Raw genomic sequence first — 12,483 nt, forward strand, 5'->3', positions numbered from 1 at the left:
ACGGACAGGCCGGCCGGCCTGGTCATCGAGTGCCGGGTGGAGGAGGAGCGGGCGCTGCTCGTCCCCCGGGGCGAGCTGGTCCAGGGGTGTACGGAGCTCCTGGCCGTGGCGCTCGCCGGGCTGCCGCCCGGGACCGGCCGGATCGACGTGGACATGCGGCACGTGGTGTTCATGGACACGGCGGGGCTCCAGTTCCTGGACCTCCTCAACGGCCACGGCCACCGGGGGGCGCTGACGGTGACCACGGGGCACTGGCGCGGCCAGCCCCGCCGGACCCTGGAGCTGGCCGGTCTGGACACCGACGACCCCTTGCGCACCTCGGAGCCACGGCCCGCCCCCTCGTCCTCGTCCTCGCCGGTGGCGCTGGAACGCTCGGAGCGGCTGCACGACCTCCAGGAGGAGGTGGAGCAGCTGCGGCAGGCGATCGTCTCCCGTCCGGTGATAGACCAGGCGCGGGGCGTGCTGATGGCCGTCCACTCCTGTACGTCCGAGGCGGCGTGGGACATCCTGCGGGAGGCGTCCCAGCTCTCCAACACCAAGCTCCGCACGGTCGCCGAGGCCGTCACCGCCAGCGCGGGCAACGACGGCCCGCCACCGCCGCCGGAGATCCGCACGGCCCTGCGGACAGCAGTGTCCCGGCACGGACGCTGAGGGAGCACGGGATGCGCACCGCACGGTCACCGGAGCGATGGGCACGTGAGGGCGCGGGCCGCGGCGACGGACGGGTGACGCCGGCGCTGCTCCGCACGGTCGCCGAGGCCGTCACCGCCAGCGCGGGCAACGACGGCCCGCCCCCGCCACCGGAGATCCGCACGGCCCTGCGGACAGCAGTGTCCCGGCACGGACGCTGAGGGAGCACGGGATGCGCACCGCACGGTCACCGGGGCGATGGGCACGTGAGGGCGCGGGCCGCGGCGACGGACGGGTGGTGCCGGCGCCGGGCGGGCACTGAGACAGCGGACGGGCGGCACCACGCCGGACGGGGGAGCGCCCGGACGGGTGGTGCCGGCGCCGGGCGGGGTACTCGGCGACCGGCCCGCCGGACCGACGGCCGGGCCCCGGCAGCAGGAGGCACCATGATCGACCAACCGACACCTTCGCAGGCCGAGGGCGAGCGTGACGACGAGCCGGGCACGCCCGAGCGCCAGTCGCCGCCGCACCCGACCCCGTCCCAGGCGGAGGGCGAACGCGACGACGACCGCGACGACGAGAAGCCCGGCCCCCGCCTCTGACACCCAGAGCCCCGGGAACGACAGCGGGCCGCCACGGCACCCGGCCGTGACGGCCCGTCAGCGCGCCAGGGTACGCCGGTCCGCGCACCGGCGTAGGCCAGGACGGCCCGGCGGACGGCCGTACCCGCACTGGGACCCGCACCCGTGCCCGTACCGCTGCCCCGCCGCTGCCCCCACCCCCGCCCGCACGCTCAGAAAGCGCAGCCGCACGGCCGCACGGGCACCTGCGACAACCCGGCCGGAAGGCCGGACGGAGCGGCGCCGGACACCGCCGGACGGCACCGGGCGCCCCGCGGACAGCACTCGTCCGCGCCCGTCCGGAGGCCGTAGGCTGCCCTGCGGCTCCCGGTCGCCGCCCGGAGCCTCGGTGCGGTGGGGTGGGGAGCGCGCAGGTGAGCAAGGTCGTTCCGTCGGACGGGGCCCGGGACCAGGCACGGGCCCGGTCGTCGGCCCGTCACGCGCTGCTCGCGGCCGCTGCGGCGGTCGTCGTCGTCCTGCTGTCGCTCGGCGACGGCGGTTCCCTGGTCATCCTGGGCGCACTGGCCGGGCTGGCGGTGTGCGCGGTCGGCGCGTGGTGGTTCCTGGCCCACCGGGGGGCGCTGCGGGTGCTCGGCGCGGTGCTGGCCGTGGCGGCCCCGGTGGCCGTGCTCGTCCTGTTCCTGAGCGGCGGCATGTGGTTCACGGCACTGGCCGCCGTCCTGCTGTGGGTCCTGGCCCTGACCCGCGCCCGCGCCGCCCTGCGCGCGGAGCACCGGCCGGATCCGGCCCCGGCGGCGGTCCGGCCGCACCCCCCGCACCGCCGGGCGGTCCTCATCATGAACCCGGCCTCGGGCGGCGGAAAGGTCGAGCGGTTCGGCCTCGTCGAGCGCGCCGAGGCCCTCGGCGCCCGGGTCGTCCTGCTCACCCCGGGCACCCGCACGGACGTCGCGGAGCTCGCCCGGAACGCCGTCGCCGAGGGCGCCGACCTGCTCGGCGTCGCCGGCGGGGACGGCACCCAGGCGCTGGTCGCCGCGGTCGCCGCCGAGCACGACCTGCCGTTCCTGGTGATATCCGCCGGCACCCGCAACCACCTCGCCATGGACCTCGGCCTGGACCGCGACGATCCGTCCCGCTGCCTGGACGCCCTCACCGACGGCGTGGAGTTCCGGGTGGACCTGGGCGACGTGGCGGGCCGGGCGTTCGTCAACACCGTGTCGTTCGGGGTGTACGCGGAGATCGTGCGGCGCCCCGAGTACCGCGACGCCAAGGCCGGTACGGCCCTGGACGCGCTGCCCGACCTGCTGGCGGGCGGCGCCGGTGAACGCCTCGACGCCCGCGCCGACGACCGCCCGGTCGACGGACAGCAGGCCCTGCTGGTCAGCAACAACCCCTACGCCACGGCCGACCCCCTCGACGTGGGGCGCAGGCCCCGGCTGGACCGGGGCGAACTCGGCGTGCTGGGCATCCGTGTGGACGGTCCCGCCCAGGCGGCCGACCTCGCCGTACGCGGCACGCTCTCCCCGGCGCTGACCGTCCTCACCTCCCGCCGGGTCGAGGTCACCGCCGCCGACACCGCCGAGAGCATCCCGGTGGCCGTCGACGGCGAGGCCCTGACCCTGCCCGCCCCCGTGGTGTGCACCGTCCGCCCCCGCGCCCTGCGCGTCCTGGTCCCCCGCGACCGCCCGGGCGCCGAGCCGCCGCCCCCGCCCCTGGACTGGCGCCGCGTCACGGCCCTCGCCCTCGGCCGCCCCTGACCACCGCGGCGCGCGGCCCGACGGACGCCGTGCCCGCCGCTCCGGCCGCGACCGGCTACAGCCGGGCGCCGATTCCGGTCAGCGCCCGGACCTCCATCTCCGCCTGCTTGTCCGGATCGGCGGGGCGCCGGCTGAACACGGTGCCGAGATATCCGCACACGAACGAGAGCGGAATCGACACGATGCCGGGATTGGTGAGCGGGAACCAGTGGAAGTCGACGCTCTCGAAGATCGACGTGGGGGTGCCCGAGACGGCCGGTGAGAAGACGATGAGCACGAGGCAGGAGACGAGACCGCCGTAGATGCTCCACAGCGTCCCCGAGGTGTTGAACCGTTTCCAGTACAGCGTGTACAGCATCGTCGGCAGGTTGGCGGAGGCCGCGAGGGCCAGGGCCAGCGACACGAGGAAGGCGACGTTCTGGCCGTCGGCCACGATGCCGCCGACGATGGCCAGGAAACCGACCACGGCCGCTGTCAGCCGGGCCACCCGGATCTCGGACCGGGGATCGGCCTTGCCGCGCCGGATCACGTTGGCGTAGACGTCATGGGCGAACGAGGCCGAGGCGGCCAGCGTCAGACCGGCCACGACCGCCAGGATCGTCGCGAAGGCCACCGCCGAGACGATTCCCAGGAGCACGACCCCGCCGATGTGGAAGGCGAGCAGCGGCGCCGCGGAGTTCTCCCCGCCCGGGGCGTGGACGATCGCGTCCGTACCGACCAGGGCGGTGGCGCCGTAACCGACGACCAGGATTCCCAGGTAGAACGTGAACATCGACCAGGTGCACCACACCACCGACCTGCGCGCCTCCTTGGCGTTCGGCACGGTGTAGAAGCGCATCAGTACGTGCGGCAGGCTGGAGATTCCGAGGACCAGGGCGAGGGCCAGCGAGACGAACTCTATTCTGCTCGTCGCGTTCTGGCCGTACAGGCTGCCCGGTTCGAGCAGCCGCTCACCCAACGGGCTGTTCTCCGTCGCCTGTTGCAGCAGCGCGGAGAAACTGAATCCGAACTTGCCGATGAGGAACACGGCGATGAAGGTCACGCACACCAGCAGCATGCCGGCTTTGATGATCTGCACCCAGGTCGTGCCCTTCATCCCGCCCACCAGCACATAGAGGAGCATGACGATCCCCGCGCCGCTGATGAGCAGCGCCCGCCCGCCCCTGGTGTGCACGTCCAGCAGCAGGGCGATCAGCCCGCCGGCGCCGGCCATCTGGGCGAGCATGTAGAAGAACGTGATCACCAGGCTGGCGTTGGCCGCCGCGGCCCGCACCGGGCGCTGCCGCATACGGAAGGCCATCACGTCACCCACGGTGAACCGTCCGGTGTTGCGCAGTCCCTCGCCGATGAGCAGGAGGGCGACCAGCCAGGCCACGAGCCATCCCACGGAGTAGAGGAACCCGTCGTAACCATGGACGGCGATCGCCCCGGAGATTCCCAGGAAGGAAGCCGCGGAGAGGAAGTCGCCGGACATCGCGATGCCGTTCTGCGCACCGGTGAAGGCGCTGCCCGCGGCGTAGTAGTCGGACGCCGTCTGGTTTCTGGTGGTGACCTTGTAGACGACGAACAGAGTGATGACGACGAATACCAGGAAGACGCTCAGGTTGAGCATGGGGCTGCCGGTGGCCTCGGCGGCGAGCTGCCGTCTCATTCCTTGTCGACTCCCGCCAGTTCGTGAATCCTGTCCACTTCCGGATCGAGTTTCTTCCGGGCGAAACGCCGGTACGCCAGGACGATCAGGATCGTGGACACGAACTGCATCAGACCGATGACGGTGCCCATGTTGATCTGGCCCGAGACCTTGCGGCTCATGAAATCGTGGGCGTAGGCGGAGAGCAGAGCGAACGTCAAGTACCAGGCGAGGAAAAGAGCGCTCATCGGGAAGACGAACAGCCGAAGCCGTCTGCGCAGCCGGACGAACTCCTCGCTCTGCTGGATCGCGAGGTAGCCGGGCTCGCCGTCATGACGGGAAGCGCTGACATCCCGTCCGGCAGGCCGCTCGGACACGTCGAAGGCGGGCGCCCCTGCCGGTCTGGTCACGTTCCTCTTTCTGTGGATGCGGGCAGGAGGGCGCACGGGCGCCCCTGCGGTGAGCGATGTGGAAGGAGCCGAACCCTAGCCCACGACCATTCAAAGCCCCCAGCGGTTGCGAACTGAAGGCGGCTTGATCTTATTTTTGCCCAGCATTCACCGAACCCGCACGACGCCATCGACCCGCCCCCCGAATGTGGAGAACATGTGCGCGACGGCTCGGCCCGCCGGCACCCGGGGCGGGCATCCGCATTGTTACCGCCCGCCCGACTGCCCTAAACTCGCGCGGGGTTCAGCACTTGACAGGTCGGCACACGGCGTGCGGGGATCGTTTCGCGTCCGAGAACGGGGAGACGGGACAATGGATTTCCTTGGGCGTACCCGGGACATACGCCCGCGCCCGGGTTCGCACACCGTGGGATGACCGCAAGAAGTCGCGCCGTCCCTCCGGCACCACCCCGTGCTGCCGGGCGTCCCCGTCGTGCTCAGGTGAAAAGCCGGGAGAAAACAGCATCGTGACCGATACCTGCGAGCCGGCCGTGCCGAGTACGGAGCCCATATCGTGACCGCGGCCAGGCACGCGGCCACACGTCCGGTACGGCCGTCACGGTGGGCCGCCCTCGTGCAGTGGCGGAACTGGCGGCTGCTGGTGAAGCTGGCGGCGGTGCTGCTCGTCCCCGCCCTGTTCGCCGTCGGCCTGGGCGTCGTCCAGATCCATGACGACGTCACCCGTGCCAACTCCTACGCGGACATGCGACGCCTGGCCACCCTGCGCGGTGAGCTGCGGACCCTGCTGAACACCCTGCAGATGGAACGCACGATGTCCGTCGAACGGCTGAGCACCGGCGACGACGCCGCCGACGGCCACTCCGCCGACGACCACGCCGGTCTGCCGCGGCAGCAGCACAGCGTCGACAGCGCCCGGACCGCCGTCACCGGCACCGGGGAGCGGGGAACCCTCCTCACGGGCGTCGCGGCGCACCGTTACCGGGACGCCGTCGGCCTCCTGGACCGCCTGCCCGCCCTGCGCTCACGGGTGGCGTCCGGCGACATCGGTGCCTGGGCCGCGCTCGACGACTACGGCGCGATCATCACGGGAGTGCTCGACCTGGACCAAGCGCTCGCCGGCAAGTTCGCCACCCCGGAACTCACCAGGTCGGCGACGGCGTTGTACGACCTGGAGGCCGTCGAGGAGCAGATCCACGTGCAGCACGCGATTCTGCTGCAGGCACCCGGCCGCGACCGTCCGATGACCCCGCCACTCGTCGAGGCGCTGCGAGAGGCCGACGTACGCCTGCGGGACAAGCTCGGTGGCTTCCGGGCCCTGGCCACCCCCGCGGAGCTGAACGAATACCGGCGGACGGTCACCGGCGCCGCCGTCAGCCGGCGCGCGCGCGTGGTGAGCGACGTACTGGCCGAGTCCCTCGCGTCAAACGCGACCACGTGGCTGCCCGTGCCGGTCGACCGCTGGAACAGCGACTCGGAGGCCACCGGAGCGCTCGTCGACAAGGTGTCGGACGGCTTCCTCGACACACTGCGCACCTCGTCGGCCGACCTGCACGACCGCACGAGCGACAGCGCGGGCGTCGCGTCCGTCGTCCTCTTCGCCGTACTCCTGCTCGCCCTGGCCGTCGGTCTGGGGATCGGCAGGCATCTGCTGCGGTCGCTGGCCGTCCTGCGCTCGACGGCACTCGACGTGGCGGAACACCGGTTGCCCGCCGCGGTCGAGAGCATGCGCGAGGGCCGGACGGCGGACGCCGTGGTCGACGTCGTGCCGGTCCACACCACGGAGGAGTTCGGTCAGCTCGCCAGGGCCTTCGACACGGTGCACTCCCAGGCCGTACGCCTGGCGGCGGAACAGGCCGCGCTCCGCGGCGACCTCAGGAACTCCCTGGTCAACCTCTCCCGGCGCAGCCAGAGCCTGGTGGACCGGCTGCTGCTGATGATGGAACAGCTGGAGCGGCACGAGGAGGACCCGGAGCAGCTGGCCAGCCTCTTCGCGCTCGATCACCTGGCGACGCGGATGCGGCGCAACAACGAGAACATGATGGTCCTGTGCGGCAGCGCTCTGGTGCGCTCCTCCCAGGGCGCCGCGCTGGACGCCGTGCTGAGGAGTGCCGTCTCCGAGATCGAGCAGTACCAGCGCGTACTCGTTCAGCCCGGACCGTCCGTAGAGGTGGTCGGGTACGCGGCCGGTGACCTGGGGCGGCTCGTCGCCGAACTGCTCGACAACGCCACCGCGTTCTCCCCGCCGCACACCCAGGTGCTCGTCGGCGGCGTCCGGCAGCCCGACGGCTCGCTGCTGATCGAGATCCTGGACGACGGGATCGGGATGAGCGAGAGCGACCTGGCCAGGGCCAACCGGCGCGTGGCGACGGACGCCGCCACGGACGCCCCCGCGTCCCGGCAGCTGGGACTGTCCGTGGTCGGCCGCCTGGCCGGCCGGCACGGCATCGCCGTCAGCCTGAGCCCGCGGCCGGGAGTCAGAGGGCTCCGGGCCCGTGTTCTGGTACCGGCCAGGCTGGTCACGGCACAGGCGCCGGCCCGCACGGACCGGCCCGGCACCGGGGCCGGACGCCCCGCTGCCCCGCGGCCGACGCTGCCGACACGGACGCGCGGCGGCCGGACGGACGGCGCAGCCCCGGCGACGCTCCCGCCGCGGAAACCGTTCGCCACCGCCACGACCACTGCCTTCACACCACGGCCCGTCCCGCCCGACAGGGACGCGCCGCACAAGACCGCCGGCCCGCCGTGGTTCGCCCTCGCCGCATCGGCGACGGCGGCCCGCGGCACCGGCGACAGCACGGACGCACCGGCGCCGCGCGCCGCGACGGAGAAGCCCGCACTCGCTGTCCGGCGCCCGGCCGGGGGCGGTGCGCGGGAACCCGACCGGCCGGCCGACAGCACCCAGGCCGGGTTGCCCAGGCGGGTTCCGCGTACGCCGCCCGCTCCGGCCCGGACCGAGCGGGCGGCCCCCGCGGACGGGACGGCCGCGAGCCGGAACGCCAGCCGCGCCCACAGCTTCCTCAGCAGCTACCAGTCGGGCATCCGTCGGGCGCAGCCCGATCAGACGCACAATCCATCGGCGACGGGCAGGAAGAACCCATGACATCACCCCACTCCTCGGAGGTGAGCCAGTTCGGATGGCTGGTCACCAACTTCACGGAGCGCGTCCCCAATGTGGCGCACGCCGTCGTGATCTCGGCCGACGGCCTGCTGCTCACCGCGTCCGACCAACTGGCGCCCGAGCGTGCCGAGCAGCTGTCCACCATCGCGGCGGGCGCCATCAGCCTGATCCAGGCCGCCGCCCACTGCATGGACACCGGGAACGCGCTGCGCACAGTGATCCAGATGGAGCACGGCAACATGCTGATGATGTCCATCCGGGACGGCTCGTGTCTGGTCGCCCTGGCGGCTCCGGACTGCGAGATCGGCCAGATAGCCTACGAGATGGCCGTGCTCGTCGACCAGGTCGGCGAGCTGCTGACTCCGGAACTCCGCACCGAGCTGCAGCAGTTCCAGCAGACTGCTGCCCGATAGCCGGACGGGGAGAAGATGAGCACCGGTGGAGGCCCGTCCGGCCCTGGAAGAGATCGGGAAGCGGAGGACGAACAGACCTTCGCCGACGTGCTCAACGCGTTCAGTCTCGGCACCGGACGCCGCAGGCGGAAGATCTCCGGCCGGCGTGACACGCCGCCGGACGGGGCGCGCGAGGACAGCGGCGAAGCCCTGCCGTCGCCTGCCCCCGAGCCGTACGGTCCGGCGTCCCGGACGGACTACCAGCCCTGGGACGCCGGGGACACCGGGGACGGGGAGCCCGGAGCCCCGGCCTCGTTCGTCCGCGCCTACGCGTGGACGGGCGGCCGGACCAGGTCGCACCACCACTTCGAGGTCGAGACCCTGGTCACCGCCACCGATCCGACCGGCGCCCCCGTCGCCGCCACGCAGTGGGACCACGCGGTGCTCGACCTGTGCCGGGAACCGCGGTCGGTCGCCGAAGTGGCGGCGCTCGTCGCGGTACCGCTGGGGGTGGCCAAGGTCCTCCTCGGCGACCTGGCGGACCGCGGGCTGATCGTCGTCCACGAGGCGGCGACCGACTTCGGCGACGTCCCGACCCACGCGCTGATGGAACGGGTGCTGATCGGACTGCGCCAGCTCTGACGGCCGTCCCGGCCCGGCGGGGAGTCGGGACGGCCAGCCCCGGAAACACGTCTCCCCAGGTCAGAACGATTCTGCCTGGGGACGCGCGGTGGGGCGGGTGGGACTCGAACCCACGGCCGGCGGATTATGAGTCCTTTTCTGATCTTCCGATCCGTCCCGGCCCTTACCCCATCTTTCCTATAAGCGCAGGTCAGAGGCGCTTTGCCGTTCGGGTTCTGCGCCGGCCTTCCTGATCCTTCCGGGTCCTTCCGTCCCCTGCGTGTCCCCTGGCGGTCCCCGAGAGCCTTCCCAGAGGAGGCGCATGGGGATATCTGCTGGATCGATGCAGGTTGAGCGTGGGGGAAGTCGAGGCCTCGAACTCTCACGCAGCGGAGTGCCATACAGACGGAGAGGACCCCGCCCCCTTCGCCCGGGGGTGGAGCCATACGGCGTTTCTACTGGTCAGCCGTCTGGGGACAAGAGTACCGATGTCGGCCCCGAGCGGGGCGAGCATGTTCGCCCGGCTGCCTGCTGACAACCCTGGTCGAGGGGATCGACGGCCACTTGTGGCCCGCCTTGTTTTCCTTGTGAACTTGTCGCATGTACCGCTGGAAAGCGTTGAACGATCGACAACTCACGCTCCTCAGGAAATTGGCTGCCGGCGAGGATCCCGGCGCCCAGGATCCGGGCATGCGGCGGTCAACCTATGCGCTGCGCGATCGAGGTCTCGTGACGGTGAGCCGCCGGGGTGGAGGCTGGCGGGCGGAGGTTACCGAGGCAGGGCGGTTCTACTTGCAGCACGGTCATCATCCGGAGCATCCGGCACGCGGGCGCACTGCTGCTGGTGAGTCGAAGGCGCCGGTGACCGTGGAGAAGGGCAGGGTCCGCGGCTCCACGACAACGGCGACAGCTCATGGGAGCAAGCCGGCGACCACCCATAAGAAGCAGCCAACGCCGTACAGCGAAAGGCCTATCCCCGTAGCACGCCGCGCAAAAGCGACCAAGCTCGTGGAGCGATTGGTCGCCGAGCGCCATGTGGTCATATCAGAGCCTGACGAGGATGAGATCACCGAGTGGCGACGTGTCATCGACTTCGCCAAGCGGCACAAACTCGCGCCGGCAGGCAAACGCATCGAGAAGCAGCGACTGTGGAACGCGGGCCGTGACCTGCAAATCTCGTTGGTGGACGGCCCACATGCTAACTCTGGGCGGAGGTCCCCAGAGGAGAACCCGCGGGTTTCAGTCCCCGCGCAGTTGCGCTCGCCGCACCGCGTCGTGGCGGCCTTGCGGGACAGCGAGCGCCGGCTTCTTATGCCGCCCTCTCTGCGTCGCCGTGCTTTGCTGCTGCTGCAAGGGCTCGCAGCAGAGGCGGAACGCCGGGGATACAAAGTACGCGAGCAGCGGGTCCCTGAGCGTGACCACCGTTCAGCGCACTATTACAACGGCCGGTACTTCCCCGCGAGTTGCCGGGAAGGAGTGCTGGAGATCGTTATCGACGGCTTCACAAGCTGCGTCACTATCAAGCAGGAGTTTCCCCAGTCTGCCGATCCAGATCGCTCTCAGCAGCTCGCTCTGGACATCGGGTACAGCCGGTCCAAGAGGCAGCACCACTGGGGCGACCGCAAGCGGTCGAAACTCGAGGACGTCCTCGGGATCGTGCTCCGGGAACTGGAGACTCGCGCGGTCGAGGAGCAGCAGAGGAAGCTGGATGAGGAACGTGCGAAGGAAGAGCGCCGCATCCGTTGGGAAGCGGCCATGGCTACCGCCAGAGAGAAGGCTGCTCAGGCTTGCTTCGCAACGATTCTCCGTGAGCAGGCGAGGCAGTGGCAGGATGCGCACGCGCTCCGCCAGTACTGCGACGCTTTGGAGCGCAGGATCAATGTAGCGGCGGACGAGGACGTCGAATCGGCTCGTGCCTGGTTGCGGTGGGCACGCGACTACGCGGAGACCCTCGACCCGCTGACACAACTACCGACCATGCCGTCGGGGCTGGCGTTCGAGCCTGAAGATCTCAAGCCGCACCTCAACGGGTGGAGTCCGTACGGTCCGGAAGCGCACGCATCGGCTTGGAGCACTTTCTGAGGGGAGGCGTGCCTCGCCTGTGTAGTGCGAGCATCGTCAGCCGAACACCTGACCGTGCGACAGGGCCGCGCCGTCTCCACGCGAGAGCGCGGCCCTGCCTGCGGTGAGCAGCCTCGTTGCGAGGTCACTCCGGGATGTTTCCTCCCCCTGGTCTTGCGGAGTCCACGCCTGATGCGTCTTCCGTTTGTTCGAGGTGGTGCACCGCAGCGATCTCTGCAGCGAGCGCCTGCCGAGCCTGCCTAAGACGTTCGCGGTGCTTCCTCAGTGCCTCTCGGGTGCGCGCGAGGGCCTTTGCTTGACGTGCCTCCAGCTCAGTGAGCCTGGTTATCTGCCGTTCGGAGTAAGCAATCTCGTCTGATCTCAGAAGTGTCGTGGGCCGGCGGGCTGCCGGTCTACGGGCTGGCGTGCGTCCCTTGTTCATCTGTGCGTGAGCGAAGGCCAGGAACTCGTCGCGGGGGATGTACTTAACGCGCCTGTCGCCGATACCCGTCAGCAAGACGATCTCCGGGAAGGTTGCGTGGCGCTTGGCCCAGTTGCTGACGGTGGAGCGAGTGACGCCGACGAGGGCTGCTCCGGCGGCGAGGTTTATCAGTTCATCTTCGCGTCCCTTGTACTCGGGGCGGAGCCACGTGACGGACTTGGGGTCGCTCACGCAGCCTCGCTCTCGTTGTACCCCAGGAGCAGCGTTTCGGTGATCGCTGTCCGATGCTCCGTCCTTGGTGGTTGTACGGCGAGGTCGTAGCCGCCTCCAGGCGCTTTGCCGGGCAGGTGCCGTTTCTCGATTCCTGTGCGGATGGTGCGCACGGGCCCGCCTGTGTCGAACCAGCCCTTCGGGTACAGGTGCGTGGCGTGAGTGGTCCAGTGCCGGCCTCGGCGTTCGGGGAGTGCCGGGAGGTCGCGCCATCCCTCGTGGGTGTGATCGTGGGCGTCTTCGACGGCTTGGTCGGTTCGTCGGCGGTCGGGGCCTTCCCAGGTGCAGCCGAGGCACGCGCCTCGGTGGAGGTAGGTCCAGATGTCGCCGGATCCGTCTGGGGCGAGGCGGCCCCAGTTGCGGACGAGGACGGTGGGCTGATGGTCGGTGGTCGGTTCGGGCGGCGTGTGATGGGTGAAGCCGGGGTGTCCCCAGGCGATGCGCCAGCGGTCGCGGCTGTTGCTGTTCTTGTCGCGGTAGTGGGGCAGGTAGTCGGTGTGGCGTGCGATGGCGCCACGGCGTTCGTCAGGTGTGGTCATGGGTGCTCTCCGGAGCGGGGTGGCCCCGGCGGTTG

Annotated in this window: 12 protein-coding genes; 8 read left to right on the plus strand and 4 right to left on the minus strand. The window is 70.9% G+C overall.

All coding sequences use genetic code 11. The annotated features are described in order from the left end of the window. From J7I94_RS26030 to J7I94_RS26045, 4 genes are all read left to right on the plus strand, one after another. Positions 1-651 (plus strand): ANTAR domain-containing protein (locus tag J7I94_RS26030; RefSeq protein WP_306522441.1); only part of this gene is annotated, 651 nt, incomplete at its 5' end. Positions 652-662: 11 nt separating this feature from the next. After that, complete coding sequence (locus tag J7I94_RS26035) at positions 663-851, plus strand: hypothetical protein (protein ID WP_215170614.1); 189 nt, start codon at positions 663-665, stop codon at positions 849-851. A 225-nt stretch (positions 852-1,076) separates the two neighbouring features. Further along, positions 1,077-1,232: a hypothetical protein gene (locus J7I94_RS26040; protein WP_215170616.1), complete on the plus strand. Its 156-nt coding sequence runs from the start codon at positions 1,077-1,079 to the stop codon at positions 1,230-1,232. Positions 1,233-1,624: 392 nt separating this feature from the next. After that, a complete protein-coding gene (locus J7I94_RS26045; RefSeq protein ID WP_215170618.1) occupies positions 1,625-2,965 on the plus strand; it encodes a diacylglycerol kinase family protein in 1,341 nt (446 codons plus the stop codon). 55 nt (positions 2,966-3,020) lie between these two features. Here J7I94_RS26045 and J7I94_RS26050 read toward each other — a convergent pair whose 3' ends face one another. Together J7I94_RS26050 and J7I94_RS38600 are read right to left on the minus strand one after the other, a co-directional pair. Then, a complete protein-coding gene (locus tag J7I94_RS26050) occupies positions 3,021-4,616 on the minus strand; it encodes a cation acetate symporter (RefSeq protein ID WP_215170620.1) in 1,596 nt (531 codons plus the stop codon). Beyond that, entirely contained in the window at positions 4,613-5,005 is a 393-nt protein-coding gene (locus J7I94_RS38600) for a DUF485 domain-containing protein (protein ID WP_215170622.1), read from the minus strand. Before J7I94_RS38600 ends, J7I94_RS26050 begins: the two co-directional genes overlap by 4 nt. A gap of 553 nt (positions 5,006-5,558) precedes the next feature. Here J7I94_RS38600 and J7I94_RS26060 point away from each other — a divergent pair. The 4 genes from J7I94_RS26060 to J7I94_RS26075 all read left to right on the plus strand — a co-directional run bounded on the left by J7I94_RS26060 (position 5,559) and on the right by J7I94_RS26075 (position 11,218). Beyond that, positions 5,559-8,105 (plus strand): nitrate- and nitrite sensing domain-containing protein, encoded by a 2,547-nt coding sequence (locus J7I94_RS26060; RefSeq protein ID WP_215170624.1) that lies wholly within the window; start codon positions 5,559-5,561, stop codon positions 8,103-8,105. Then, entirely contained in the window at positions 8,102-8,536 is a 435-nt protein-coding gene (locus tag J7I94_RS26065; protein WP_215170626.1) for a roadblock/LC7 domain-containing protein, read from the plus strand. The genes J7I94_RS26060 and J7I94_RS26065 overlap by 4 nt, the downstream gene beginning before the upstream one ends. A gap of 15 nt (positions 8,537-8,551) precedes the next feature. After that, positions 8,552-9,157, plus strand: coding sequence for a DUF742 domain-containing protein (locus J7I94_RS26070; protein WP_215170629.1), 606 nt, complete (start codon positions 8,552-8,554; stop codon positions 9,155-9,157). Between the two features lie 579 nt (positions 9,158-9,736). Beyond that, positions 9,737-11,218, plus strand: coding sequence for a hypothetical protein (locus tag J7I94_RS26075; RefSeq protein WP_215170631.1), 1,482 nt, complete (start codon positions 9,737-9,739; stop codon positions 11,216-11,218). 124 nt (positions 11,219-11,342) lie between these two features. Here the strand turns inward: J7I94_RS26075 and J7I94_RS26080 are convergent, their stop codons facing one another. Next, a complete protein-coding gene (locus J7I94_RS26080; protein WP_215170632.1) occupies positions 11,343-11,870 on the minus strand; it encodes a hypothetical protein in 528 nt (175 codons plus the stop codon). Continuing rightward, positions 11,867-12,448 carry a DUF6349 family protein gene (locus J7I94_RS26085; RefSeq protein ID WP_215170634.1) on the minus strand — a complete coding sequence of 194 codons (582 nt, stop codon included), beginning with the start codon at positions 12,446-12,448 and terminating at the stop codon, positions 11,867-11,869. The genes J7I94_RS26080 and J7I94_RS26085 overlap by 4 nt, the downstream gene beginning before the upstream one ends. Positions 12,449-12,483 lie beyond the last annotated feature (35 nt).

Source organism: Streptomyces sp. ISL-12 (assembly GCF_018614415.1).
In the GTDB taxonomy this organism is placed as follows: Bacteria; Actinomycetota; Actinomycetes; order Streptomycetales; family Streptomycetaceae; genus Streptomyces.